19 protein-coding genes are annotated in these 25,627 nt (G+C 73.3%); 13 read left to right on the top strand and 6 right to left on the bottom strand.

Annotation, left to right across the window (positions count from 1 at the left end; genetic code table 11):
• Window positions 1-112: 112 nt before the first annotated feature.
• Window positions 113-2,101, bottom strand: coding sequence for an acetoacetate--CoA ligase (locus AC069K_RS14825; RefSeq protein WP_478615877.1), 1,989 nt, complete (start codon window positions 2,099-2,101; stop codon window positions 113-115).
• Between the two features lie 219 nt (window positions 2,102-2,320).
• On the opposite strand from AC069K_RS14825, the gene AC069K_RS14820 reads away from it, so the two are divergent.
• Window positions 2,321-4,678: a glycoside hydrolase family 31 protein gene (locus AC069K_RS14820; protein ID WP_478615874.1), complete on the top strand. Its 2,358-nt coding sequence runs from the start codon at window positions 2,321-2,323 to the stop codon at window positions 4,676-4,678.
• Between the two features lie 11 nt (window positions 4,679-4,689).
• On the opposite strand, the gene AC069K_RS14815 is transcribed toward AC069K_RS14820, so the two are convergent.
• Window positions 4,690-5,217 (bottom strand): NUDIX domain-containing protein, encoded by a 528-nt coding sequence (locus AC069K_RS14815; protein WP_478615871.1) that lies wholly within the window; start codon window positions 5,215-5,217, stop codon window positions 4,690-4,692.
• Between the two features lie 92 nt (window positions 5,218-5,309).
• Here AC069K_RS14815 and AC069K_RS14810 point away from each other — a divergent pair, with 92 nt between their 5' ends.
• The 4 genes from AC069K_RS14810 to glpK all read left to right on the top strand — a co-directional run bounded on the left by AC069K_RS14810 (window position 5,310) and on the right by glpK (window position 9,691).
• Window positions 5,310-6,116 carry a M15 family metallopeptidase gene (locus AC069K_RS14810; RefSeq protein ID WP_478615868.1) on the top strand — a complete coding sequence of 269 codons (807 nt, stop codon included), beginning with the start codon at window positions 5,310-5,312 and terminating at the stop codon, window positions 6,114-6,116.
• 84 nt (window positions 6,117-6,200) lie between these two features.
• Window positions 6,201-6,650, top strand: coding sequence for a Zn-ribbon domain-containing OB-fold protein (locus AC069K_RS14805; protein WP_478615865.1), 450 nt, complete (start codon window positions 6,201-6,203; stop codon window positions 6,648-6,650).
• Window positions 6,647-7,843: a lipid-transfer protein gene (locus tag AC069K_RS14800; RefSeq protein ID WP_478615862.1), complete on the top strand. Its 1,197-nt coding sequence runs from the start codon at window positions 6,647-6,649 to the stop codon at window positions 7,841-7,843. The genes AC069K_RS14805 and AC069K_RS14800 overlap by 4 nt, the downstream gene beginning before the upstream one ends.
• 336 nt (window positions 7,844-8,179) lie before the next feature.
• A complete protein-coding gene (glpK, locus tag AC069K_RS14795) occupies window positions 8,180-9,691 on the top strand; it encodes a glycerol kinase GlpK (RefSeq protein ID WP_478615859.1) in 1,512 nt (503 codons plus the stop codon).
• A 102-nt stretch (window positions 9,692-9,793) separates the two neighbouring features.
• On the opposite strand, the gene AC069K_RS14790 is transcribed toward glpK, so the two are convergent.
• From AC069K_RS14790 to AC069K_RS14775, 4 genes are read right to left on the bottom strand one after another with little or no spacing between them, the layout of a single operon-like run.
• Window positions 9,794-10,399 (bottom strand): GTP-binding protein, encoded by a 606-nt coding sequence (locus AC069K_RS14790; RefSeq protein WP_365109808.1) that lies wholly within the window; start codon window positions 10,397-10,399, stop codon window positions 9,794-9,796.
• On the bottom strand, window positions 10,380-10,832 hold the full coding sequence (locus AC069K_RS14785) for a DUF742 domain-containing protein (RefSeq protein ID WP_365109811.1): 453 nt from the start codon (window positions 10,830-10,832) through the stop codon (window positions 10,380-10,382). Before AC069K_RS14785 ends, AC069K_RS14790 begins: the two co-directional genes overlap by 20 nt.
• Before the next feature lie 10 nt (window positions 10,833-10,842).
• A complete protein-coding gene (locus AC069K_RS14780) occupies window positions 10,843-11,283 on the bottom strand; it encodes a roadblock/LC7 domain-containing protein (RefSeq protein ID WP_478615854.1) in 441 nt (146 codons plus the stop codon).
• Complete coding sequence (locus AC069K_RS14775) at window positions 11,280-14,021, bottom strand: nitrate- and nitrite sensing domain-containing protein (protein WP_478615851.1); 2,742 nt, start codon at window positions 14,019-14,021, stop codon at window positions 11,280-11,282. Before AC069K_RS14775 ends, AC069K_RS14780 begins: the two co-directional genes overlap by 4 nt.
• 352 nt (window positions 14,022-14,373) lie before the next feature.
• Between AC069K_RS14775 and AC069K_RS14770 the strand changes: the two genes are divergently transcribed.
• The 8 genes from AC069K_RS14770 to AC069K_RS14735 all read left to right on the top strand — a co-directional run bounded on the left by AC069K_RS14770 (window position 14,374) and on the right by AC069K_RS14735 (window position 25,601).
• Complete coding sequence (locus AC069K_RS14770) at window positions 14,374-14,808, top strand: hypothetical protein (protein ID WP_358833939.1); 435 nt, start codon at window positions 14,374-14,376, stop codon at window positions 14,806-14,808.
• Window positions 14,809-14,826: 18 nt separating this feature from the next.
• A complete protein-coding gene (locus AC069K_RS14765; protein ID WP_478615848.1) occupies window positions 14,827-15,630 on the top strand; it encodes an IclR family transcriptional regulator in 804 nt (267 codons plus the stop codon).
• A 166-nt stretch (window positions 15,631-15,796) separates the two neighbouring features.
• A complete protein-coding gene (locus AC069K_RS14760) occupies window positions 15,797-18,262 on the top strand; it encodes a GcvT family protein (protein ID WP_478615845.1) in 2,466 nt (821 codons plus the stop codon).
• Window positions 18,263-18,375: 113 nt separating this feature from the next.
• Window positions 18,376-19,575: an N-methyl-L-tryptophan oxidase gene (solA, locus tag AC069K_RS14755; RefSeq protein WP_478615842.1), complete on the top strand. Its 1,200-nt coding sequence runs from the start codon at window positions 18,376-18,378 to the stop codon at window positions 19,573-19,575.
• A complete protein-coding gene (locus AC069K_RS14750) occupies window positions 19,572-20,723 on the top strand; it encodes an aromatic ring-hydroxylating oxygenase subunit alpha (RefSeq protein ID WP_478615839.1) in 1,152 nt (383 codons plus the stop codon). Before solA ends, AC069K_RS14750 begins: the two co-directional genes overlap by 4 nt.
• A gap of 113 nt (window positions 20,724-20,836) precedes the next feature.
• Entirely contained in the window at window positions 20,837-22,306 is a 1,470-nt protein-coding gene (locus tag AC069K_RS14745) for an aldehyde dehydrogenase family protein (RefSeq protein WP_478615836.1), read from the top strand.
• 102 nt (window positions 22,307-22,408) lie between these two features.
• Complete coding sequence (locus AC069K_RS14740; protein WP_365109834.1) at window positions 22,409-24,004, top strand: APC family permease; 1,596 nt, start codon at window positions 22,409-22,411, stop codon at window positions 24,002-24,004.
• A gap of 46 nt (window positions 24,005-24,050) precedes the next feature.
• Entirely contained in the window at window positions 24,051-25,601 is a 1,551-nt protein-coding gene (locus tag AC069K_RS14735; protein WP_478615951.1) for a GMC family oxidoreductase, read from the top strand.
• Window positions 25,602-25,627 lie beyond the last annotated feature (26 nt).

Below are 25,627 nucleotides of genomic sequence, written 5' to 3'. Positions count from 1 at the left end.
TGGAGAGGTGAAAAAGAAAAAAACACAGAGAAGCAGCGCTCCGCACCTCCCCCCCCCCCCCCCCCCCCCCCCCCCCCCCCCCCCCCCCCCCCCCCCCCCCCCCCCCGCCCCTTCAGGCGCGCTTGCGGGCGACCGCCTCGTAGAAGCGCAGCAACTCCAGGTTGTCGACCGAGCCCGGGTTGACCGCCTTCTCCAGCGGGGTGCCCTGGAGCAGGCGCTTGACCGGCACTTCGATGCGCTTGCCCGTCAGTGTGTGCGGCACGCCGGGGGCTTCGATGATCTCGTCCGGCACATGGCGCGGCGAGAGCTGCTCGCGGATGGCCTGCTTGACCTTCGTACGGAGGGCGTCGTCCAGGACGGCGCCCTCCGCGAGGTGGACGAAGAGCGGCATCCAGTAGCCGCCGTCCGGCTCCTCCAGGCCGATGACCAGGGATTCGCGGATCTCCGGGAGGCGTTCGACGACTTCGTAGATGTCGGCGGAGCCCATCCGGACGCCCTGGCGGTTCAGGGTGGAGTCGGAGCGGCCGTGGATGACCACCGAGCCGTGGTCGGTGAGGGTGATCCAGTCGCCGTGGCGCCAGACGCCGGGGAACATCTCGAAGTAGCTGTCGCGGTAGCGGCTGCCGTCGGGGTCGTTCCAGAAGCGGATCGGCATGGAGGGCATCGGGTTGACCACGACCAGCTCCCCCACCTCGCCCACGACCGGCTTGCCCTGCGGGTCCCAGGCCTGGAGGTCGGTGCCCAGACAGGGGGCCTGGAGCTCGCCGATGTGCACGGGGAGCGTCGGGACGGCCCCCGCGAAGCAGGAGCACACGTCGGTGCCGCCGCTGACCGAGGCGATCCACAGGTCCTCGCGGACCTCGTCGTGGAGCCAGCGGAAGCCGTCGGGCGGCAGCGGTGAGCCGGTGGTGGCGACGCACTTCACCCGCGAGAGGTCGTGGTCGCGGGAGGGCGTCACGCCCGCCTTGCGGCAGGCCATCACATAGGCGGCGGAGGTGCCGAAGAGGGTGGCGCCGGTCCGCTCGGCCACGCCCCACTGGGCGCCGGTCTCCGGGTAGCCGGGGCTGCCGTCGTACAGGACGACCGTGGTGCCGGTCAGCAGGCCGGAGACGAGGAAGTTCCACATCATCCAGCCGGTGGAGGTGTACCAGAAGAACCGGTCCTCCGGGCCCAGGTCGCAGTGGAGGCCGAGCTGCTTGAAGTGTTCGAGGAGGATGCCGCCCTGGGACTGGACGATGGCCTTGGGCAGGCCGGTGGTGCCGGAGGAGTAGAGCACCCAGAGCGGATGGTCGAAGGGAACTTCCTCGAAGACCGGCTCGTTGTCACTCTCAGTGAGCGATGACCAATCCAGAGTTCCTTGGGGGGCAGGAGTGCCGAGCAGCGGGATGTGGACGACGGCGCGCAGGGTGGGCAGTTCGCGGCGGAGCTCCGCGACGACCTCGGTCCGGTCGTGCTCCTTGCCGCCGTAGCGGTAGCCGTCGACGGTGAACAGGACGACGGGTTCCACCTGCTGGAACCGGTCGAGGACGCTGCGCGCGCCGAAGTCGGGGGCGCAGGAGGTCCACACGGCGCCGACGGCTGCGGTGGCCAGGAGCGCGGTGACGGCCTGCGGGATGTTCGGCAGATAGCCGCTGACGCGGTCCCCGGGACGTACGCCGAGGGCGCGCAGCTCGGCGGCGAGCGAGCCGACCTGCCGGCGCAGCTCGGCCCAGCTGGTGGCGACCGGCTCGTGCGTCTCGTCGACGTGCAGCAGCGCGGCGTCCCCGGCGCGGGCCGGGTCCTCGGCGGTGCGCAGCGCGTGCTCGGCGTAGTTGAGCGTGGCACCGGGGAACCACTGGGCGCCCGGCATCGACCGGTCGGCGAGCACCGTCTCGTACGGGGTGGAGAAGCGCACGTCGAACCAGTCGGCGACGGCCTTCCAGAAGGTGTCGAGTGCGGTGACGGACCAGCGGTGCAGCGCCTCGTAACCGCCCTCGGCGGGAGCGCCGTACCGCTCGGCGGCCCAGGTCTGGAACGCGGTGATCCGCGCCCCGGCGATGCGGTCGGGTCCCGGCTGCCACAGGGGCGCGGGCTGCGGCGCGGCGTTCGCTGGTGAGGTCATGGGTCGGCTCCCGGGCTGGTACGCGTGGTGTGCGTGTGCCGCGCGCACACGCGTAGGGGTGTGCGCATGCGGCGGGCTCACAGGGACGATGCCATGTGATCGTCTTGCGCACCAGGGTGTGCCGCCCATAGTCAGGCACCGGTCGATGTGGTGCCACCACGGGTGAACGGAAGTTGAACGGAGCACACGGCTCATGATCCGGATGGCAGGGTGAGCCGCATGGACGGCGATGACCTGGTGCGCTCGGTGAAGGCGTTCGGCTCGGTGCGGGGGTTGCGGGCGGTGCGCTCCGCGTTGCGCCGGCGCCGCGCGGACGGGTGGGGGCTGCCCGCGCGCGGCCCCGAGCGCGCCCGGGTGCCCGGTCGGGTCCAGGGCGCGGAGCCCCGGCCGGGCGGCGGAGTGGTGCGGTTCGCCCGCTCCGACCTGGAGGTGCGGGTGGCGGTGGGCGGCGCGGTGTTCTGGGGCTGGGACGGGGCAGGACCCGAGCCGTCCTACGCGCTCGCGGGCCCCGCGCCCGAGCCGGACGCGCGCGCCGTCCTGGAGCCCGACACGGACGGCGGCTGGCGGGTGGTCTCCGAGCGGGTGATGGTGGCCGTGTCTCGGCACGGGGCCGTGGAGGTGCGCACCCCCGGCGGGATGCTGCTGCGCCGCGAGCTGCCGCCGCGCTGGTGGGAGCCGGCCGAGGGCGGCCCGGGGCGGTGGGTGCAGCGCTCCGAAGTGGCCGCCGACGCGCGCGTGTTCGGGCTCGGCGGGCGCGCGCACGGCCCCCGGCTGCGCGACGGGACGTACCGGCTGTGGAACACCGACCCGCGCGGCGGCTTCGCCCCGGGCGACGACCCGCTGTACATCACGATGCCGGTGCAGCTGGTGGTGGCGGACGCCGGGACCCACCTGGCGTTCTACGACAACACCTGGGACGGCCGGGTCCTGCTGCGCGAGGGCGAGGAGGGCGCGGGCTCCGGCCATGACCGGGCCGGGTACAGCGAGCTGCGCATGGAGGGCGGCCCGCTGCGCTGCTGGGTGGTGGCGGGCACCCCCGCGCGCGTCCTGCGCGGGTGGACGGCGCTGACGGGCGCGCCCGCGCTGCCGCCCTCCTGGGCGCTGGGCCCGCAGCACGCGCGCTGGGGCTTCGGCAGCGAGGCGGAGGTGCGGCGGGTCGTCGCCGGGTACCGGGAGCACCGGCTGCCCCTGTCCGCGCTCCATCTGGACATCGACCACTACGACGCCCACCAGGTGTTCACGGTCGACCGCGAGCGGTTTCCGGATCTGCCGGGCCTGGCCGGGGACCTGGCCGAGGACGGGGTGCGGCTGGTGTCGATCGTCGATCCGGCCGTGAAGGCGCGGCGCGGCAACGCGGTGTACGAGAGCGGCCTCGCGGCCGACGCGTTCGTGCGGGACGCGCGCGGCGGCGAGGTGCGGGGCGTGGTCTGGCCGGGTGAGTGCGTCTATCCCGACTTCACCGACCCCCGCGCGCGCGAGTGGTGGAGCGGGCTCTACCAGGAGCGGCTCGACCAGGGCTTCGCCGGGGTGTGGCACGACATGAACGAGCCGACGTCGTTCGCGCCCTTCGGCGATCCGACCCTGCCCCGCTCGGCGCGGCACGCGCTGGACGGCCGGGGCGGCGACCACCGCGAGGCCCACAACGTGTACGGCCTGGCCATGGCCCGTGCCGGGTACGAGGGGCTGCGCCGGCTGCGCCCCGACGAGCGGCCGTTCCTGTTCAGCCGCTCCGGCTGGGCCGGGATGCAGCGCTACGGAGGCACCTGGTCGGGCGACGTCAGCACCGGCTGGCCGGGGCTGCGCGCCTCGCTCGCCCTGGTGCTCGGGCTCGGGCTGTGCGGGGTGCCGTACTCGGGCCCGGACGTCGGCGGCTTCGACGGCAGCCCCTCGCCCGAGCTGTATCTGCGCTGGCTCCAGCTGGCGGCCCGGCTGCCGTTCTTCCGTACGCACTCGGCGCTGTGGGCCGGGCGCCGCGAGCCGTGGGAGTTCGGTCCGCAGGTGCTCGGACACGCGCGCGCGGCGCTCCTCGAACGGGAGCGGCTGCGCCCGTACTTCATGACCCTGGCCCAGCTCGCCCGGCTGACCGGGGCGCCCTACGCACGGCCCCTGTGGTGGGGCGCCCCGGGCGACCGCGCGCTGCGGGACTGCGAGGACGCCTTCCTGCTCGGGGACGCGCTGCTGGTGGCACCCGTCTTCGAGCAGGGCACGGACCGGCGGGCCGTGCGGCTGCCGCGCGGGCGCTGGTACGACACGGCGACCGAGAAGCCCCACGAGGGCCCCTGCCAGGTGCTCCTGGACGCGCCCCTGGCCCGTATCCCGGTGCTGGCCAGGGCCGGTTCCGTCATTCCCGTGCGCGGCACGGACGGAGAGGTGGAGCTGGAGGTGTGGGCCCCGGCGGCCGGGCGCACCGGGGGCGGCCTGGTCGTACGGGACGCGGGAGACGGGTGGGAGGCGGCCGTGGTGGAGCGCTTCACCACGCGGACGGCGGGCGGCCGGGTGGTGGTCGAGCGGACCACGCGCGAGGGGGCGACCCGGGAGCTGGGATACGCGGTGCGGGTGCGGGGTGGGGAGGGGTGAGCCGGACCGGGTCAGCGCCTCGCGAACCACTCCCGTACCACCCGGGTGTGCAGCGGGAACGCCAGCTCGCGCGGGCGGTGCAGCACCTGCCAGCCGGCGGTCTCGTCCGTCGGCGCGGGCGGCGGGAGCAGGGCCGCCGGCCGGGTGGGGAGCAGGCCGAACAGGAGCACGTGGTGCGGGGTGCTGAGCGCGTCGGCGAGCCGGACTTCGGCGGCGGAGGCCTCGATCCCGGTCTCCTCGTACAGCTCGCGGACGACGGCCTCCTGCCACAGTTCGCCGTCGTCGACGAAACCGCCGGGCAGCGCGAAGCGGCCGACGTGGGGTTCGATGGCGCGGGTGATGACGACCAGCCCCGTGCCGCGCGCGTCCGTCACCGGGAGGAGGGCGACGGCGACGGGCAGCGGGTTGCGGTAGGTGATGGTCCCGCAGTCCGCGCAGGGGCGCGGCCAGCCGGCCGAGGCCGAGGGGTAGGGCGATCCGCACGCGGCGCAGTGCGAGTCCTTCACGGGCTGCTTCGAGGTCTTCGGGGTCCCGGTCACGCGCGGACTGTAACCGACGGTCTTCGGCCAACGTGTGACATTGCCCCAACTCTGCCTATCCGTCGCCGTGTTGTGTGCTGAAGGGTGTGCCCATGACGATTCGATCAACCGTGCGCGGCCTGGTCGCCGCTGCCGCCGCCCTGCTCGCCGTGACCGCCACCTCGTCCACCGCGCGGGCGACGCCCGAGCCGAAGGCGCCCGCCGAGTTCGTGGCGCTGGCCACCGTGGACCCGACGATCATCCAGGAGATGCGCTACATCACGCCGCACAACTTCGTGGGGCGGCCGATCGACGGCTACCGCCAGCCGGTGTGCATCCTGACCCGGCACGCGGCCCAGGCGCTCCACCAAGCGCAGCTGAAGCTCCTGCGCCAGGGCTACTCGCTGAAGGTGTACGACTGCTTCCGGCCGCAGCGGGCCGTCGACACCTTCGTGAACTGGGCGAAGGACCTCGACGATCAGAGAATGAAGACCGAGTTCTATCCGCTTGTCGACAAGTCGAGGCTGTTCGAGGACAACTACATCGCGGCCAAGTCGGGGCACAGCCGGGGAAGTTCGGTGGACCTCACCCTCGTCCGGCTGCCCGCGCGTCCGACGCGGCCCTACCACCCGGGGCAGCCGCTCGTGCCGTGCTTCGCGCCGAAGGACCAGCGGTTCCCCGACAACTCCGTGGACATGGGCACCGGGTTCGACTGCTTCGACACCCTGTCCCACACCGACGACCCCCGCATCCAGGGCGTCCAGCGCGCCAACCGCCAACTCCTGAAGGGCACCCTCCAGGCCGCCGGGTTCGTGGGCATCCCCGAGGAGTGGTGGCACTACACGTTCAAGCCGGAGCCGTTCCCGGACACGTACTTCGACTTCCCCGTGGCGTGGCGCTCGGTGGCCGGGCACCGCTGAGCGACGCCCCCTGCCGGAGCGCGGCCACCCGTGGCACACTTCTGACGTTCCGTCAGAAACGGACCCGCGAACCGTGGAGGGGTTTTGACGCGCACGCGCACGCCCGTGGTGGCGGGCTGGTTCACACAGGCGCCGGACCAGGAGTTCCGGCTGCTCGGCACCCGGTGCTCCGACTGCGCCTGTGTGTTCTTCCCCCGCGAGGACGCCTTCTGCCGCAACCCCGCCTGCGGCGGCACCCGGTTGACCGAGGTGCCGCTCTCCCGGCGCGGGCGCGTCTGGTCGTACACCGACGGCCGCTACCGCCCGCCCGCGCCCTACCTCTTCGACCCCGAGGCCGTCTGGCAGCCGTACACGCTGGTCGCCGTGGAGCTGGCGGCCGAGCGGATGGTCGTCCTGGGGCAAGCCGCACCGGGGGTGACCACCGCCGACCTCGCCGTCGGCAGGGAGGTCGAGGTGGTCCCGGGCGTGCTCCACGAGGACGCCCACACCGTCTGGACCACCTGGCACTGGCGGCCCGTGGAGGCGGGCGCATGAGCGGCGCCCACGACATCGCGGTCCTCGGGGCCGGTATGCACCCCTGGGGCAAGTGGGGGCGCCGCTTCGTCGAGTACGGGACGGTCGCTGCCCGGGCCGCGCTCGCCGACGCCGGTCTCGACTGGTCCGCCGTGGGGTCCGTGGTGGGCGCCGGGACCGTACGGGGCGGATACCCCGGATATGTGGCCGGGGCGACCTTCGCGCGGGCGCTGGGGTGGCAGGGCGCGCGCGTGACGAGCGTCTACGCGGCCTGCGCCTCCGGGGCGCAGGCGATGAGCACCGCCCGGGCGCAGATCCTCTCCGGGCTGGCCGAGGTCGTCCTCGTGGTCGGCGCCGACGCCGCGCCCAAGGGGTTCTTCGCGCCCGCGGGCGGCGACCGGCCCGACGATCCGGACTGGCTGCGCTTCCGGGTGCTGGGCGCCACCAACCCGGCCTACTTCGGGCTCTACGCCCGCCGCCGCATGGCTCTGTACGGCGACACGGTCGACGACTTCGCGCGCGTGAAGGTGAAGAACGCGGCGGCCGGGGCGCTCAATCCGTACGCGCGCTACCGCAAGGCGGTCACCGCCGAGGAGGTCGCCGGGTCGGCCGTGGTCGCCGATCCGCTGCGGCTGCTCGACATCTGCGCGACCTCGGACGGGGCGGCCGCCCTGGTGCTGTGCGGGGTGGACTACGCGCGCGGGCGCGGCGTGGCGGACCCGGTCCGGATCCGGGCCGTCTCCACGGTCACGCCCACCTACCCCAACACCGTGCTGGACCTGCCGGACATCGCCACCGACTCGGCGCTCGGGAGCGAGCCCTCGCCGCACTCCTTCCGCGCCTCCATCGCGCGGGCCGCCTATGAGGAAGCGGGGATCGGGCCCGAGGACCTGTCGCTGGCGGAGGTGTACGACCTGTCGACGGCGCTGGAGCTGGAGTGGTACGAGGATCTGGGGCTGTGCGGCGCCGGTGAAGGCGCGAAGCTCGTACGGGAAGGCGTGACGGCGCTCGGGGGGCGCGTTCCGGTCAACGCGAGCGGCGGTCTCGCCTCGTTCGGCGAGGCGGTGCCCGCCCAGGCGATCGCCCAGGTCTGCGAGCTGACCTGGCAGTTGCGCGGCACGGCGGGAGAGCGGCAGATCACCGGGGCGCGGGTGGGGATGACCGCGAACCAGGGCCTGTTCGGGCACGGCTCGTCGGTGATCGCGGTGCGCTGAACTCCGGGCCGCGGGCCGCCGCGTACCCCCGCCGACCGGTGCTGCCGGCAACCTTGACGGTCCGTCACGGCCGGTGAACACTTCCCGTTGTCTCCCGGCGTCGCCGTTCCCCGGCCCCCGGCCGCGTGCCCCGTACGCGACCGCCGGGCCGCTCCCCCACGGGGCGATTCCGCCGGACGGGCACGCTCGTCACGCACGCCGGGCGGAGGCCGGCGGGCCCTCGTCCCCGGCCCCGCAGCCACGCACAGCGCCCACCCTGCACCGGGGCCGGGGCCGTACCCCGGTCGGACCGGCCCGCGATCCCGGCCCGCGCAGCCTCCAGACCTAGGGGTAGCCATGACGGAGAAGTTCGTCGCAGCCATCGACCAGGGCACCACCTCCAGCCGCTGCATCATCTTCGACCGGAGCGGCGCCGTCGTCGCCGTGGACCAGCGCGAGCACCGCCAGATCTTCCCCAGGCCCGGCTGGGTCGAGCACGACGCCACCGAGATCTGGTCCAAGGTGCAGGCGGTGGTCGCGGGAGCGCTGGCCAAGGCCGGGATGCGCGCCGACGAGCTGAGCGCGCTGGGCATCACCAACCAGCGCGAGACGACGGTGCTCTGGGACCGGGCGACCGGCAAGCCGGTGCACAACGCCGTCGTCTGGCAGGACACCCGCACCTCCGCACTCTGCGCCCGGCTCGGCGCCGAGCACGGCCAGGACCGCTTCCGGGACGCCACGGGACTGCCGCTGGCGAGCTACTTCTCCGGCCCCAAGGCGGCCTGGCTGCTCGACGACGTACCCGGACTGCGCGCCCGTGCCGAGCGCGGCGAGATCGCGTTCGGGACCATCGACTCCTGGCTGATCTGGAACCTGACCGGGGGCACGGACGGCGGGGTGCACGTCACCGATGTCACCAACGCCTCGCGGACCATGCTGATGAACCTGGAGACCCTCCAATGGGACCCCGCGATCCTGGCCGCGATGAACCTACCGGAGGCGATCCTTCCGGAGATCCGGTCCTCGGCGGAGGTGTACGGGACGGCGGTCGGGCGGCTGGCCGGTGTGCCGGTGGCCGCCGCGCTCGGCGACCAGCAGGCGGCGGTCTTCGGACAGGCCTGCTACGACACCGGCACGGCCAAGAACACGTACGGGACCGGGAGTTTCCTGCTGCTCAACACCGGCAGCCGCCCCGTTCCGTCCAAGAACGGCCTGATCACCACCGTCGGCTACAAGATCGGTGAGCAGGCGCCGGTCTACTGCCTGGAGGGCTCGATCGCCGTCACCGGCGCCCTGGTCCAGTGGTTCCGCGACCAGCTCGGCCTCATCCGCACCGCCGCGGAGATCGAGACGCTCGCCGCGAGCGTCGAGGACAACGGCGGCGCCTACATCGTCCCCGCCTTCTCCGGCCTGTTCGCGCCCTACTGGCGCTCGGACGCGCGCGGTGTCGTCACCGGGCTGACCCGGTACGTCACCAAGGCGCATCTGGCCCGGGCGGTCCTGGAGGCCACCAGCTGGCAGACGCGCGAGGTGGTGGACGCGATGTACCAGGACTCCGGCGTGCGGATCACCTCGCTCAAGGTCGACGGCGGCATGACCGTCAACGGGCTCCTGATGCAGCACCAGGCGGACGTCCTCGGCGTGCCGGTGATCCGGCCGAAGGTCTCCGAGACGACCTGTCTGGGCGCGGCCTACGCCGCCGGGCTCGCCACCGGGGTGTGGGCGGGCCTCGACGAACTCAAGGCGCACTGGCGCCAGGACGTGGAGTGGCGGCCCGCCATGGAGGCCGGGGCGCGCGAGCGCGAGTACGGCAGGTGGCGCAAGGCGGTGGAGCGGAGCCTGGGCTGGCACGAGGAGGGCGCGCCCTAGCCGCCCGGGCTCCGGGGCCGCGGCCGCTCCCTCACAGCGCACGGCCCGTACCCCGGTCGGCGGGGGTACGGGCCGTGTCCACGCGTCCGGGACGCGCGCGCGTCAGACCGAGACCGTGCGGCGGCGGCGCTCGGAGAGGACCATCGCGTGCTCCACGACCGCGACCAGGACGTCCTTGACGGCCTCGCGGTCGCGCGCGTCCGTCATCATCAGCGGCACCTCGGGGTCGAGGTCGAGTGCGGAGCGCACCGCGTCGGCGGGGTAGCGGGCGGCCTCGTCGAAGCAGTTGACGGCCACCGTGAAGGGCAGCCCGCGGCGTTCGAAGTAGTCGATCGCCGCGAAGGAGTCCTCCAGGCGGCGGGTGTCCGCGAGGACCACCGCGCCCAGGGCTCCCTGCGCCAGCTCGTCCCAGAGGAACCAGAAGCGGTCCTGGCCGGGCGTGCCGAAGAGGTAGAGCACCAGGTCCTCGCGGAGCGTGATGCGCCCGAAGTCCATCGCGACGGTGGTGGTGCTCTTGGTCTCCACCCCCGCCACGTCGTCGACGGGCCGCCCGGCCTCGCTGAGCCGCTCCTCGGTGCGCAGCGGCCGGATCTCGCTGACCGCGCCCACCAGCGTGGTCTTGCCGACGCCGAAGCCGCCCGCCACCAGGATCTTCAGGGTCACCGGTTCGACGGGCCGCTTCCTGCGGCTAGAGCGCCCGAAGGCCATTGATCACCTCGCGGAGAAGGGACTCGTCCGGCAGCTCGGCCGGCGGAACGGGTCGGGAGACGTGCACCAGCTGGTCCTGGACGAGATCGCCCACCAGGACGCGGACCACGCCGACGGGAAGGTCGAGTCCGGCGGCGAGTTCGGCGATGGACTGCGGGGTGCCGACGCAGCGTTCGACGATCTCGACGTGTTCGGGCGAGAGCGAGTGGTCCCGCCCCGGGTCGTCGGCGGCCGGTTCGGGCACCACCACCGCGATCAGGTCGAGCCGGTGCTGGCCGACGCTGCTGGTGCGGCCGCGGGTCATCGCGTACGGCCGCACCACCGGTCCGGCGTCGTCGTCGAACCAGTGGTGCTGCCGGGGCGGCGACTGCCGCGGCACCCGGTCCGGCTGCTGCGGGCCGCCGGCCGGCGCCCGCTGGTCTGCGTCACTCATACCGTCGCGCTCACCCTGCGGTGGGCAGGCCGGTCCGTGGTGCCGTGGTGAGGTGGGCCCCGACCCGCTTGACCATCAGGGTCATCTCGTACGCCACCTGGCCGACGTCGGCCTCGGCGTCGGCCAGGACGGCCAGACAGCTGCCGTCCCCCGCGGCCGTCACGAACAGGAAGGCGTCGTCGAGCTCCACGACGGTCTGGCGAACGCCGCCCACGTCGAAGTGGCGCCCGACGCCCTTGGCGAGGCTGTGGAAGCCGGAGGCGACGGCGGCCAGGTGTTCGCCGTCCTCCCGCGTCAGGTCTCCCGACGTGCCGGTGGGCAGGCCGTCACTGGACAGGACGAGCGCCTTGCGGATGGCGCCGACCCGGTCGACCAGCTCGTCCAGCAACCAGTTGAGTTCCCCGGCGCCCTTCCCCATGACGTCGTGTGCTGCGGACTTCGGTGCGGTCATCGACCGTCCCCCTCCGATGTGTTGCGTCGTACGTCGCCGAGGGCCTGGTCGGGCCCGTCGGCTGTGGTCTCTGCGCTGGTCATCGCGTTGTGCCGGCGCCCGCGCTGCCAGCCGCGCTGCATCGACGCCATACGGTCGCGCACTTCCTCGGCGTCGCGCTCGGGCTGCGGCTGAGCGCCCGGGCCGTCCGGCCCGGTGCGGTCCGCGGGCCGGGCGGAGGTCTCCTTGAGCTGCGGGGCGAGGCTGGCCTGGCGGACCCGGCGGGGCAGGGCACCCTGCGCGGCGGCGCCGTCGGCGCTCTCGCGGCCGGGGGCGGGGGCGGGCCGCCGCAGCGGCTCGGGCGCCGGGGCGGGGACGAGCCCGCTGGCGCGCAGCGCGTCGGCCCGCCGCCGCTCCAGGCCAGGACCGGCGGCCCGGAACGGCTCCGCCGCCGGCGAGGGGTGGTCGCGGCCCGGCTGGTCGTCGACCCGGCGGCCGTGGTCGCTGACCAGCGTCGGCGCGGGCGGACGGCGCCGGGGCAGCGGCACGGGGCCGGAGGCGTGGGCGGGCGCGCCCTCGTCGGCCGTCTGCTGGTGCTGACGGCGCTCGCCCGGGAACGCGCGGGCCGCGCCGAGGAAGCCCCCGCGTACGGCGTCGCGCTCGCCCACGCCGTTCGGGGCGTCCAGCTCCAACGGGTCCACCGGAGCCTCCAGTTCCACGGGGCCGTCGAGCAGGGCGCGGTCGGGGGCGCCCAGCGGGAGCGGGGAGAGTACGCGGGGGCCGGCGTCCCGCTCACGGCGTCCGGCCGCGTCGCCCTGGGCCGCGGCCTTGCGGTCGAGGCGGAAGCCGGTGCCGTTGGTGTCCGGCGCGTCGGTGAGCAGGGCGGCCGGGATGAAGACGACGGCGGTGGTGCCGCCGTACGGGGAGGGCTGGAGCGAGACGCGGACGTTCTGCCGCTGGGCGAGCCGGCTGACCACGAAAAGGCCGAGCCGGTCGGTGTCGGAGAGCTCGAACTCGGGGGTCTCCGCGAGGCGCAGATTGGCGTCGAGGAGCGCTTCGGGCGTCATGCCCAGGCCCCGGTCGTGGATCTCCAGGGTGAAGCCGTTGGCCACTCGCTCGCCGTGCACCTGGACGGCGGTGTGCGGGGGCGAGAACACCGTGGCGTTCTCCAGGAGTTCGGCCACCAGGTGGGTGAGGTCGGCGACGGCCGGGCCGCCCACGCCGAGCCGGGGCAGCCTGCGGACCTCGATGCGCTCGTAGTCCTCGACCTCGGCCACGGCCGCCCGGACCACGTCCATCAGCTGGACGGGCTTGCGCCACTGCCGGGAGGGCGCGGCGCCGGAGAGGATCACCAGGCCCTCGGCGTGGCGGCGCATACGGGTGGTGAGGTGGTCGAGGCGGAAGAGGTCGGCGAGCTCGTCGGTGTCCTCGGTGCGGCGCTCCATGGTGTCCAGGAGCGTGAGCTGGCGGTGGAGCAGGACCTGGTTGCGGCGGGCCAGGTTGACGAAGACCTCGGCCACTCCGCGCCGCATGTCGGCCTGTTTGACGGCCGCCTCGACGGCGGCCCGCTGGAGGGTGTTGAGGGCCTGGCCGACCTGGCCGACCTCGTCCTTCTCGAAGTCCAGGCGCGGCGCCTCGGTCTCGACGTCGACGTGTTCACCGGCGGCGAGGCGGCGCATGACGCTCGGCAGGCGCACGCCGGACACCTCGTGCGCCTCCTTGCGCAGACGGGTGAGGTCGCGGATCAGTTCGCGGCCGATGCGGACGGAGAGGAAGAGCGAGAAGACGAGCGCGAGGAAGCCGAGGACGCCCGCGACACCGGCCTTGATAAGGACGTTGAAGGCGACCGGGTGGACACGGTCGCGGTAGCGGTCGTCGGCGTCCGAGACGGCCTGCGAGAGACGGCCGAGCAGCGGGGTGGCCGTCTGCTGCCAGCGGGCCAGGTCGACCCGCGGGTTCTTGGTGGGGCCGGCGGTGATGATGCTCTGCTCGGCGGCACGCAGCGACTCGGAGCCGGCGGCGGCCCAGAAGCGCTCGAAGATCTCGCGCTCGCCGCCGGGCAGGTTCTCCAGGCTGATCTCGTACAGGAGCGTGCGGTTGGCCACCAGGTTGACCACCTCGCGCAGTTCGTTCCAGGTGAACTGGGGCGGGGCGACCAGCGCGGAGGCGACCAGGGCGTCCTCGCGGGCCAGCATCTCGCGGGCGCGGGCGAGGCCGACGACCGCGCGGCCCTGCTTGTCCATGTCCACGTTCTCGAGCGCGTGGAGGTTGGTGAGGAAGGTGTAGCAGGGTTCGATGACCCCGCTGTACGCCTCCAGCGCCCGGGTGCGGTTGACGCTGCGCCGGTCGACCTGGCGGCGCAGGTCGCCGATGCCGTCGAACGCCTCGAGGACGGTCTTCAGCCGGGCCTTGGCCGCCGGGCGCAGATCGTCGCGGACCTGGGAGTCACGGGCGGCGGAACGAATCTTCGCCACGGCGCGGTCGGTGTCCCGGCGCCGTCCCTGGAGCGCGGCGAGCGCGTCGGCGGCCCGCTGGTCGGCCAGGTAGACGAGCGTCTGGCGGCGTTCCTCCTGGATGACCTGGACGGTGTCCTCCATCGGGGAGCCGACCTTGTCCACGATGTACGTGACGTTCAGCAGCTCGTTGGCCTCGCGGCCGGTGATGTAGGTCGTGAATCCCCACAGGGCGGTGAGGGAGACGAGCGGCACCAGCAGCAACGCCACGATCTTCCTGCGGATGGACTTCCCGCGAAAGCGCATGGCCTCCCCCAGATCAACCGTCAACAAACGGCGTGAGCCTACTACTGCCACACAGCCGACTCGAAGGCGCGTCCGGACGATTTTCGGCCGTGCTCAAGGGAGTTGACCATGGGTTGTCCTGGTATTACGGGAGATCACCTACCGGCTGTGGCCGAGTACGTCCCCCGGCCCGCTGGTTCCCCTACCGGGCCGGTTGGCTGGAATTCTGCCTTCCCCGCACATCCCGGGAATCCTGCGGCAGTTCCGTTCGTCCTTCTGTACGGGGGTTGAGACGGGGATGTACGGACCCGTGCGAATCGGCAGGCATTGATGCGCCGATGGTGGGGAGGGAGTATGCATGGGCACTGAAGGCATGTGTGCGGACGGTGAGGCGGCTCGGGGTGCGCGAGGGGGTGAACTGCCGCCGCTGTGGGTGGAGGAGCCCGCGGTGCGGCCACGGCTGCCCGACCCGATCAGGGACGCGGCCGTGCGGTCGGTGCTGATCGTCGCCTGCACCCTGATCCAGGCGGTGATCGCGTTCCTGTGCACGATGGCGGGCTCCTGGCTCGCCTTCCCGATGGTCCTCAGCAGTGTGGCGAGCACGGTCGTGGCGACCTGGGCGGTCCTCGACGTGTGGGTCACCCGCCAGGTGTGGAACCAGCGCAACGGCGTGGTGTCGGTGCCGAGCAGCACCGCGCGCGAGCGGCGCAGGGAGCGCAGGCGGGTGCGCCTGGCGGCCAGGTCGGCCGAGCCGTCGGGGACCGGCCGCATACGGCAGCACAAGGCGGGCAGCCTCTCCCGGGCATAGCGGCCCCGAGGAGTGCGGGTGGGTGAGGTGCGGGAGCCGGACGCGGCCGCGGGCAGACGCCGGGGCGGCGCCGGGTCGCTGCGGTCGGTCGATCGCGCGGTCAGCGTGCTGGAGGCGCTGGCCCGGCTCGGCGAGGCCGGAGTCACCGCAGTCGCCGATGAGTTGGGGGTGCACAAGTCCACCGCGTTCCGGCTGCTGGACGCGCTGGAGAAGCGCGGCCTGGTCGGCCAGGAGAAGGAGCGGGGGAAGTACTTCCTGGGGACCGGGGTGCTGCGGCTGGCCGGAGCGGCGGCCGTGCGGCTGGACATCTCGCAGGAGGGCGTGCCGGTCTGCCGCGCGCTCGCGGAGGCCACGGGCGAGACCGCCAACGTCGCCGTGCTCGACGGTGACGCGGCCGTCAACATCACGCAGGCGCGGGGCGCGGCGGCCGTCACGGCCTTCGACTGGCTGGGCCGGCGCACCCCGCTGCACGCGACGGCGAGCGGCAAGGCTCTGCTCGCCCACCTTCCCGAGGAGCGCCGCGAGGCCCTGCTCGGCCAGGGGCTGGCGCGCTTCACCGCGCACACGGTCACGGATCCGGCCGTCCTGCGCGCCGAGCTGGCCGAGGTGGTGGAGCGGGGGTACGCGCGGACGGCCGAGGAACTGGAGGACGGGCTCAACGCCCTGGGGGCGGCGGTGCGCGGCCACGACGGCTCGGTGATCGGCGCGATCGGCGTCTCGGGCCCGGTGTACCGGCTGCCGGGGAGGGTGCTCCCGGAGATGGCCGAGCACGTCCGGGAAGCCGCCCGGGACCTCTCGCGTCGCATGGGCCATCCCGGGTAACACCGGCCCTGACCTCGCGTCATACACGTTTTCGGCCAGGCGGACTCGTCGGTCGCGGGCCCCTGGGCCACGGCCGGTCCGCCCCTCTTGACGCTCTCCTGGGCCGTCCTCAGGATGTCTCACATCGCGCAACCGGTAGTGCTCTGCGCAACAGGAGGGTGAGGCCGTGTCTCACGAGGTCCGCACCACCCCCGCCCCCGACCCCGCCCACGCGCGCGTAGTGATCATCGGCGCCGGGATCGTGGGCTGTTCGCTCGCCGACGAGCTCACCGCGCGTGGCTGGTCGCACGTCACCGTCGTGGAGCAGGGGCCGCTGCCCGCACCCGGCGGTTCCACCTCGCACGCGCCCGGTCTGGTCTTCCGGACGCATGTCTCGCGGACGATGACGGCCTTCGGCACGTACACGGCCGACACCCTCCGCGGGCTCAGCGTGGCGGGCGAGCCCTGCTTCCGGGCGGTGGGCGGCCTGGAGGTCGCCACCACACCGGAGCGCTGGGCCGATCTGCACCGCAAGGCGGGACTCGCCGCCTCCTGGGGTGTGCGGGGCGCTCTGCTCAGCGCGCACCAGTGCGTTGCGCTGTGGCCGCTGCTCGCCGGGGAGAAGGTCCTGGGCGGCTTCCACACCCCCGACGACGGGCTCGCCGACGCGCTGCTCGCCTGTCAGGCGCTCCAGGCCCGCGCCCGGGCCCGCGGCGCCCGGTTCCTGGCGCGCCACACGGTCACCGCCGTCGAGCAGGAGGACGGCCGGGTCACCGCGGTCGTCACCGACCGGGGCCGCTTCCCGGCCGATCTGGTGGTCTCGGCGGCCGGCTTCTGGGGCCCGGTGATCGGACGGATGGCCGGCGTGGCGGTGCCGCTCCTGCCGCTCGCCCACCAGTACGCGCGGACCGCCCCGCTGCCCGGGCTCACCGAACGTGCGGCCGCCGCCCTGCCCATCCTGCGCCACCAGGACCGCGACCTGTACTTCCGTACGCACGCGGACGCGGAAGGGGTGCGGCTCGGCATCGGCTCGTACGCCCACCGGCCGCTGCCGGTGGACCCGTGGGCGGTCCCGGCGTACGACGACGCGCCGGTCATGCCCTCCTCGCTCGCCTTCACCCCCGAGGACTTCGCCCCGAGCTGGCAGGACGCGGCGGCGCTGCTGCCCGAACTCGCGGACAGCGCGGTCGCGGACGGCTTCAACGGCGTCTTCTCCTTCACGCCGGACGGGATGCCGCTGCTGGGCGAGTCCCGCGAGCTGCGCGGGTTCTGGCTGGCCGAGGCGGTGTGGGTGACGCACGCGGCGGGGGCGGCCAGGGCGGTCGCCGAGTGGATGACGCACGGGCGCCCCTCGCTCGACGTGCACGCCTGCGACATCCGGCGCTTCGAGGACGTCCAGCTCACGGACCGGTACGTGGAGGAGCGCTCGGCGCGGAGCTTCGTCGAGGTGTACGACGTCGTCCATCCGCTCCAGCCGCCGCAGAGCCCGCGCCCGCTGCGGACGAGCCCCTTCCATGGACGCCAGTGCGCGCTGGGCGCTTACTTCCTGGAGGGCGGCGGCTGGGAGCGGCCGCACTGGTACGAGGCGAACGCGCCCCTGGTGGACGGGCTGCACCTCCCCGTACGCGACGCCTGGTCCGCGCGGTACTGGTCGCCGGTCGCGGCGGCGGAGGCCAAGGCGACCCGGGAGCGGGTGGCGCTCTACGACATGACGCCGCTGCGGCGCCTGGAGGTGACCGGACGCGGCGCGCTCGCGTTCCTCCAGCGGATGACGACCAACCAGCTGGAGAAGAAGCCCGGTTCGGTGACGTACACGCTCATGCTGGACGACGCGGGCGGGATCCTCTCCGATCTGACCGTGGCGCGGCTGGCTCCCGACCGCTTCCAGGTGGGCGCCAACTCCCCCGCCGACCTGGACCGGCTGCTCGCGCACGCGCCGGACACCGTCACCGTCCGGGACGTCACCTCCGGCACCTGCTGCGTCGGCGTGTGGGGCCCGCTCGCCCGCGACCTGGTCCAGCCCCTGACCCGCGACGACTTCTCGCACAGCGCGTTCGGCTACTTCCGGGCGAAGGAGACGGTCCTCGGAAATGTGCCGGTCACGGCCCTGCGGCTGAGCTACGTCGGTGAGCTGGGCTGGGAGCTGTACACGAGCGCCGACCTCGGGCTGCGGCTGTGGGACACGCTCTGGGAGGCAGGGCGGCGGCTCGACGTGGTCGCGGCGGGGCGCGGCGCGTTCGAGTCGCTGCGCCTGGAGAAGGGCTACCGCGCCTGGGGCCGCGACATGACGAGCGAGCACACCCCCTACGAAGCGGGGCTGGGCTTCGCGGTCCGGCCGGACAAGGGCGAGTTCGTCGGCCGCGCCGCGCTGGGCGATCCGGCGGCGCTCACCCGCAAACTCACCTGCCTGACCCTGGACTCCCGCTCGGCGGTGGTCCTCGGGAACGAGCCGGTGCTGGTCGACGGTGTGCCCGCCGGTCACGTCACCAGCGCCGCGTACGGCTACACGGTCGGCCGGTGCGTGGCGTACGCGTGGCTGCCCGTGACGGCTCCGGGCACGGCGGTCCAGGTGGAGTACTTCGGCGAGAAGGTGCCCGCGACCGTCGCCGAGGAGCCCCTGTTCGACCCGCGGATGACCCACCTCTTGCGGTGAGGGCCCGCGCCCGGCGGTTCCGGGCGCCGAAGGGCTCATCCGTGGAACGGCACCGCGCCGGCCGGTATCCCGCACGGCGGGTCCGGCCGGACACCGACCCTCCGGGAGGAAACATGGCTCCGACGTACGACGTGATCGTCCTCGGCCTCGGCGGCATGGGTTCCGCCGCCGCCCGGCACCTCGCCGCGCGCGGGGTGCGCGTCCTCGGCCTGGAGCGGTTCGGCCCGGCGCACGCGCACGGCTCCAGCCACGGCGGTTCGCGGATCACCCGGCAGTCCTACTTCGAGGACCCGGCGTACGTACCGCTGCTGCTGCGGGCGTACGAGCTGTACGAGCAGGTCGAGCGGGACTCCGGGCACGAGATCGCGCTGCTGTGCGGCGGGATGATGGTGGGCCGTCCCGACTGCCGGACGGTCGCGGGGGCGGTGCGCTCGGCCCGCGCGTGGGACCTGCCGCACGAGATGCTGGACGCCCGGGAGATCCGGCGCCGCTTCCCGGCCATGAGCCCGCTCGACGACGAGGTGGCCCTCTACGAGGCGCGGGCCGGGCTGCTGCGGCCGGAGGCCACGGTGGCGGCCCATCTCCACCTCGCCGCCAAGGCGGGGGCCGAGCTGCGCTTCGAGGAGCCGGTGACCGGCTGGGAGGAGTTGCCGGGCGGGCGGGGGGTCCGCGTCCACACGGCCGGGCGCCACTACACGGCGGGGCAGCTGGTGGTCTGTCCGGGGGCCTGGGCGCCGGAGCTGCTGGCGGACCTCGGGGTGCCGGTCCGCGTCGAGCGGCAGGTCATGTACTGGTTCGAGCCCCGGGGCGGCATCGGGCCGTTCCTCCCCGAGCGCCAGCCGGTCTTCGTGTGGGAGGAGGCGGACGGGGTCCAGGTGTACGGCTTCCCGGCCGTCGACGGGCCCTCCGGCGGCGTGAAGACCGCCTTCTTCCGCAAGAACGGCGCCCCCTGCACCCCGGCGACCATCGACCGTACGGTCACCGCGGCCGAGGCCGAGGACATGGCGGCGGCCATGCGCCGGGTGGCCCCCACCCTGCCGGGAACGTTCCTGCGGGCCGTGACCTGCATGTACTCCAACACTCCGGACGAGCACTTCGTGATCGCCCGGCACCCCGCCCACCCGGAGACCACCACGGTGGCCTGCGGTTTCTCGGGGCACGGCTTCAAGTTCGTACCGGTGGTCGGCGAGATCCTCGCCGATCTGGCCCTGGAGGGCGCCACGGCCCATCCGATCGGGCTCTTCGACCCGCTCAGGTTCGCCGCCGGCACGCCCGCCGGGGCCGGCCCGGGCGCCGGTGGGGGCTCGCGATGACCGCCGAGGCCACTGAGGCCACCGAGGCCGCGCCGAGCCTCCTGCGGACGCTGCCCGGCCGCTTCTACTGCGACCCGGCCGTCTTCGCCCGCGAGCAGGAGCGGATCTTCGAGGCGCTGTGGTTCTGCGCGGTGCGCGCCGCCGACCTCGACCGGCCCGGCGCCTTCCGCACGGTCCAGGTGGGCCGCGAGAACGTGCTGGTGGTGCGGACCCGCGAGGGCGCCCTGCGCGCGTTCCTCAACGTGTGCCGGCACCGGGGCGCCCGGGTGTGCGCCGAGGAGAGCGGTACGGTCCGGCGCACCTTGCAGTGCCCGTACCACGCGTGGACGTACGACCTGGACGGCCGGCTGGTGGCGGCGCCGAACCTGGCGCGGATGCCGGACGTGGACCGCGGGGAGCGCGGGCTGCTGCCGGTCGCGCTGCGCGAGTGGCTCGGCTACGTGTGGGTGTGCCCGGCCGACGAGCCGCCGTCGTTCGAGGACACCGTGGTCGGCGCCGCCACCGAGCGCCTGGGCGACCCGGCGGCGGTGGAGCGCTACGGGGCCGCGGACCTCGCCCTGGGCCGCCGCGTCTCGTACGACGTGGCCGCCAACTGGAAGCTGATCGTCGAGAACTTCATGGAGTGCTACCACTGCGCGACCATCCACCCCGAACTCACCCATGTGCTGCCGGAGTTCGCCAAGGGATTCGCCGCGCAGTACTACGTGGGCCACGGCGCCGCGTTCGCGCGCGGCGCCGAGGGGTTCACCGTGGACGGCGGCGCGGGCTTCGCGCGCCTGGCGGGCCTCGCGGACGAGCAGGACCGCCGCTACTACGCGATCACCGTGAAACCGCAGGTGTTCGTGAACCTGGTGCCCGACCACGTGATCGTCCACCGGATGTTCCCGCGGGCCGTGGACCGCACGGTCGTCGAGTGCGACTGGCTGTACGCGCCACGGGTCGTGGCGGACGGCGCCGACGTCTCACGGTCGGTGGAGCTGTTCCACCGCGTCAACCTCCAGGACTTCGAGGCGTGCGAGCGCACCCAGCCGGCCATGGACTCGCGGGCGTACCGCGACGGAGGCGTCCTGGTGCCCAGCGAACACCACATCCGTGCGTTCCATACCTGGGTCCTCGACCGCCTGGGCGCGGACTCGGGCGGCCCCTGAAACCGCGGCTCACGCGCTGTTCCGCCGCCCAAACTATCGGCATCGTCACAGGCCTGAAGTGTGCCCGCCTGGGTAGCGGCGCCTCTGTTCGTGACCAGAAGTCGAGGAGCGTCATGCCTGATTTGTTCATCGGTGGCCGGTGGAGCGCCGCCGTCGACGGGGAGACCCGCGAGATCCGCTGTCCCGCGGACGGCTCGCCGGTCGCCGTGGTCGACGAGGGGGGTCCCAAGGACGCGGCCGCGGCGGTGGCCGCCGCCCGCGAGGCCTTCGACCGCGGCCCCTGGCCCCGGACGACGGCCGCCGAGCGGGCCGCGCTCCTGCTGCGCGTCGCCGGGCTCATCGAGCGTGACGCCGCCGCGCTGGCCCGCGCCGAGTCGCTGGACACCGGCAAGCGGCTGGTCGAGTCGGAGTACGACATGGCCGACATCGCCAACTGCTTCCGCCACTTCGGCCACCAGGTCGCCGCCCAGGACCCGGGCCGGGTCGTGGACACCGGCAACCCGGAGACCGACAGCCGTACCGTCGTCGAGCCGGTGGGCGTCTGCGCGCTGATCACGCCGTGGAACTACCCGCTGCTCCAGACCGCGTGGAAGGTCGCCCCCGCCATCGGCGCGGGCAACACCTTCGTCCTCAAGCCCAGCGAGCTGACCCCGCACACCGCGATCATCCTGATGCGGCTGCTCACCGAGGCCGGGCTGCCGGAGGGCGTCGCCAACCTGGTCCTCGGCACCGGCCCCGCGGTCGGCGCGCCGCTGACCGAGGACGCGCGTGTGGACCTGGTGTCGTTCACCGGCGGACTGTCCACCGGGAAGCGGGTGATGGCGTCGGCCGCGGCCACCGTCAAGCGCACCGCGCTGGAGCTCGGCGGCAAGAACCCCAACATCGTCTTCGCCGACGCCGACTTCGACACGGCCGTCGACTACGCGCTGACCGCCGTGTTCCTGCACTCCGGCCAGGTCTGCTCGGCGGGCGCGCGCCTGCTGGTCGAGGACTCGCTGCACGACCGCTTCGTCGACGAAGTGGTGCGCCGCGCACGGCAGATCAGGCTCGGCGGCCCCTTCGACGAGCAGGCCCGCTCCGGTCCGCTGATCTCCGCCGCCCATCTCGCGAAGGTCGAGGCGTACGTCGCGGACGGGCTCGCCGAGGGCGCGGTGCTGCGCTGCGGCGGCGCGCGCCCCGACGACCCGGCGCTGGCGAACGGCCACTACTACCTGCCCACGGTCCTGGACGAGTGCACGGCCTCGATGTCCGTGGTCCGTCTGGAGTCGTTCGGGCCGGTGCTGACCGTGGAGCGCTTCCACGACGAGGACGAGGCCCTCGCCCTGGCCAATGACACGGTCTACGGCCTGGCCGGAGCGGTGTGGACCCGAGACGAGGCACGCGCGCGACGCGTGGCGGCCGGGCTGCGCGCGGGCACGGTGTGGATCAACGACTTCCACCCGTACGTCCCGCAGGCCGAGTGGGGCGGGATGAAGCAGTCGGGGACGGGCCGCGAGCTCGGGCTCGCCGGGCTCGCCGAGTACCAGGAGATCAAGCACATCTGGCGCAACACCGACCCGCGCCCGCAGCGCTGGTTCGACTGAACGGCCCCGCCCCGGCACCGGACGGCCCCGCTCACCGCGGCCGTCCGACCGGTACGTCCCCCGTCCCACCGCCGCGCGATCCCGTACGAGGAGTGATCCCCGATGACCGCCACCAGTCCCCCGCCGCCCTCTCCCTCCCCAGCCCGGGCGGGCGCCGACGCCGATGACGCCGCGCTCGCCGAACTCGGGTACAAGCCGGGCCTCAAGCGCACCCTCGGCAACTTCCACACCTTCGCCGCCGGAATCAGCTACATCTCGATCCTGACCGGCACGTTCCAGATGTTCTACTTCGGCGTCAGCCTCGGCGGGCCGGCCTACTGGTGGTCCTGGCCGCTGGTCTTCGTCGGCCAGTTGATGGTGGCGCTCTGCTTCTGCGAGCTGGCCGCCCGCTACCCGGTGGCCGGATCGGTCTACAACTGGGCCAAGAACCTGGGCGGTCCGCACGTCGGCTGGCTGGCCGGCTGGATGATGACGCTGGCGAGCATGGTGTCGCTGGCCGCCGTCGCCCTGGCCCTCCAGCTGACGCTCCCCCAGATCTCCTCGTGGTTCCAGTTCGTGGGCGACGGCAGCGGGAAGTACGACGCGGCGGCCAACGCCGTGGTGCTCGCCTGCGGGCTGATCCTCTTCACCACGCTGGTCAACGCGTTCGGCGTCAAGCTGATGGCACGGATCAACACCGCCGGCGTCTTCATCGAGCTGGTCGCCGCCGTGATCCTGGTGATCCTGCTGGCCGCGCACATCACCCGGGGCCCCAGCGCCATCGTGGAGACCCACGGCATCGGCGCCGGCCAGAACCTGGGCTACTTCGGCGCCTTCCTCACCGCCTCGCTCGCCTCCGCGTACGTCATGTACGGCTTCGACACCGCGTCCTCGCTCGGCGAGGAGGCCGTCGACCCCAGCCGCAACGCGCCGCGCGCGATCCTGCGGGCGCTGATCGCCTCGTTCGTCATCGGCGGCCTCATCCTGCTGTGCGCGCTGCTCGCCACCCCCGACCTGAGCGCGCCCGAACTCTCCGTGGACGGCCTGCAGTACGTGGTCCTGAGCACGCTCGGCGACACCATGGGCCAGGCCCTGCTGTGGTGCGTGGTGATCGCGGTCGTCGTCTGCGAACTCGCCGTGCACACCGCCGGCATCCGGCTGATGTTCGCGATGGCCCGGGACAACAACCTGCCCGGCGGCAGCCGGCTCGCGCGGATCAGCCCGCGCTTCCAGACCCCGATCGCGCCCGCCGTGGTCTGCGGGGTCGTCGCCATCGGCATCCTGCTGGTCAACATCAAGCAGCCGCAGATCTTCTCGGTCGTCACCAGCATCGCGATCATCATGATCTACGTGGCGTATCTGCTGGTCACGCTGCCCATGCTGGTCCGCAGGCTGCGCGGCACCTGGCAGCCCGCCCCGGGACGCTTCTCGCTCGGCCGCTTCGGTCTGCCCGTCAACATCCTCGCGGTGCTGTGGGGCACGGGCATGACGGTCAACCTGCTGTGGCCGCGCGCCGCCGTCTACAACGCGGCCGCCCCCTACCACTGGTACCTGCGCTGGGGCGGTGTGCTGTTCGTCGGCGCCGTCACCGTCGGCGGGTTCGCCTACTACTGGTTCGTCCAGCGCCACCGCACCGGCGTCCTCGCGGACCACGCCGCCGAGAAGCAGGACACCGACCCCGCCACCACCCCCGGCAACCCCGCCGCCGCCACCGGCTGACGCAAGGAGCGAAGCAATCATGAACGAGGCCAACACCCCCGTGGCCATGGACGAGTTCGACTACGTCGTCGTCGGCGGCGGCACCGCGGGCAACGTTGTCGCGGCCCGCCTCAGCGAGGACCCCTCGGTGACGGTGTGCGTCCTGGAAGCCGGTCCCTCGGACGTCGGCGACGACAACGTGCTGCGCCTGGAGCGCTGGATGGGGCTCCTCGAATCCGGCTACGACTGGGACTACCCGGTCGAGCCGCAGGAGCGCGGCAACAGCATGATGCGCCACGCCCGCGCCAAGGTGCTCGGCGGCTGCTCCTCGCACAACTCCTGCATAGCCTTCTGGGCGCCCGCCGAGGACCTGGACGGCTGGGCGGCCGAGGGCTGTACGGGCTGGGGCGCCGAGGACGTCTTCCCGCTCTACAAACGGCTGGAGAACAACGACGCGCCGGGCGAGCACCACGGCCGCAGCGGCCCGGTGAAGCTGCGCACCATCAAGGGCGAGGACCCCTGCGGCAGCGCCCTGCTCGACGCGTGCGCCCAGACGGGCATCCCCACCACGCCCTTCAACACCGGCCGTACGGTGATCAGAGGCGCCAACTGGTTCCAGATCAACTCCGACGAGAACAACATCCGCCAGTCGTCGTCGGTCGCGTATCTGCACCCGATCATCGGCAAGCGCCCCAATCTGACCGTACGGACCGGGATCCGCGCCAAGCGGCTGGTGATCGGCGAGGACCGGCGCTGCACGGGCGTGGAGTACCTGGACCCGGACCTGATCCACACCCGTACCGTCTCGGCGCGGCGCGAGGTCGTCGTCAGCTGCGGCTCGATCGACACGCCCAAGCTGCTGATGCTCTCCGGCATCGGCCCCGCCGACCATCTGCGCGAGGTGGGCGTCCCGACGCTGGTGCACTCCCCCGGCGTCGGCGAGAACCTGCAGGACCACCCCGAGGGCGTCATCATGTGGGACGCCAAGCGGCCGATGCCGACCCGCTCCAACCAGTGGTGGGAGATCGGGATCTTCGCCGACACCGAGCCGGGCCTGGACCGGCCGGACCTGATGTTCCACTACGGCTCGGTGCCGTTCGACATGAACACCACCCGCCACGGCTACCCGACCAGCGAGAACGCGTTCTGTCTGACGCCCAACGTCACGCACGCCAAGTCGCGCGGCACGGTGCGGCTGCGCACCCGCGACTACCGGGACAAGCCGATGGTCGACCCGCGCTACTTCACCCATGAGCACGACGTACGGGTGATGACGTACGGGCTGAAGCTCGCCCGCCAGATCGTGGCGCAGCCCGCGCTCGCGGACTGGGCGGGCGCGGAGCTGGCGCCCGGACCGGACGTGCGCACCGACGACGAGCTGTTCGAGTACATCCGCACCACGCACAACACCGTCTACCACCCGGCGTGCACGGTGAAGATGGGCGCCGACGACGACGCGATGGCGCCGCTCGACGCCCGGCTGCGCGTCAAGGGCGTCAGCGGCCTGCGCGTCGCCGACGGTTCGGTGATGCCGGAGCTGGTCACCGTCAACCCGTGCATCACGACGATGATGATCGGCGAGAAGTGCGCGGACATGATGAAGGCCGACGCGGCCTGAGCGGGGCCGCGGGAGCGTGAGAAAAG

The organism is Streptomyces sp. NPDC043908 (genome assembly GCF_056435525.1).
The sequence above is the reverse complement of the archived record's forward strand: the minus strand, read 5'-3'. Positions and strand labels throughout refer to the sequence as shown.

Coding starts and splice junctions, on each gene's coding strand:
- glpK (WP_478615859.1), top strand. CDS start 8,180: ATGACGGAGAAGTTCGTCGCAGCCATCGACCAGGGCACCACCTCCAGC.
- AC069K_RS14820 (WP_478615874.1), top strand. CDS start 2,321: ATGGACGGCGATGACCTGGTGCGCTCGGTGAAGGCGTTCGGCTCGGTG.
- AC069K_RS14785 (WP_365109811.1), bottom strand. CDS start 10,832: ATGAGTGACGCAGACCAGCGGGCGCCGGCCGGCGGCCCGCAGCAGCCG.
- AC069K_RS14825 (WP_478615877.1), bottom strand. CDS start 2,101: ATGACCTCACCAGCGAACGCCGCGCCGCAGCCCGCGCCCCTGTGGCAG.
- AC069K_RS14800 (WP_478615862.1), top strand. CDS start 6,647: ATGAGCGGCGCCCACGACATCGCGGTCCTCGGGGCCGGTATGCACCCC.
- AC069K_RS14750 (WP_478615839.1), top strand. CDS start 19,572: ATGACCGCCGAGGCCACTGAGGCCACCGAGGCCGCGCCGAGCCTCCTG.
- solA (WP_478615842.1), top strand. CDS start 18,376: ATGGCTCCGACGTACGACGTGATCGTCCTCGGCCTCGGCGGCATGGGT.
- AC069K_RS14790 (WP_365109808.1), bottom strand. CDS start 10,399: ATGGCCTTCGGGCGCTCTAGCCGCAGGAAGCGGCCCGTCGAACCGGTG.
- AC069K_RS14740 (WP_365109834.1), top strand. CDS start 22,409: ATGACCGCCACCAGTCCCCCGCCGCCCTCTCCCTCCCCAGCCCGGGCG.
- AC069K_RS14745 (WP_478615836.1), top strand. CDS start 20,837: ATGCCTGATTTGTTCATCGGTGGCCGGTGGAGCGCCGCCGTCGACGGG.
- AC069K_RS14735 (WP_478615951.1), top strand. CDS start 24,051: ATGGACGAGTTCGACTACGTCGTCGTCGGCGGCGGCACCGCGGGCAAC.
- AC069K_RS14810 (WP_478615868.1), top strand. CDS start 5,310: ATGACGATTCGATCAACCGTGCGCGGCCTGGTCGCCGCTGCCGCCGCC.
- AC069K_RS14775 (WP_478615851.1), bottom strand. CDS start 14,021: ATGCGCTTTCGCGGGAAGTCCATCCGCAGGAAGATCGTGGCGTTGCTG.
- AC069K_RS14780 (WP_478615854.1), bottom strand. CDS start 11,283: ATGACCGCACCGAAGTCCGCAGCACACGACGTCATGGGGAAGGGCGCC.
- AC069K_RS14770 (WP_358833939.1), top strand. CDS start 14,374: ATGTGTGCGGACGGTGAGGCGGCTCGGGGTGCGCGAGGGGGTGAACTG.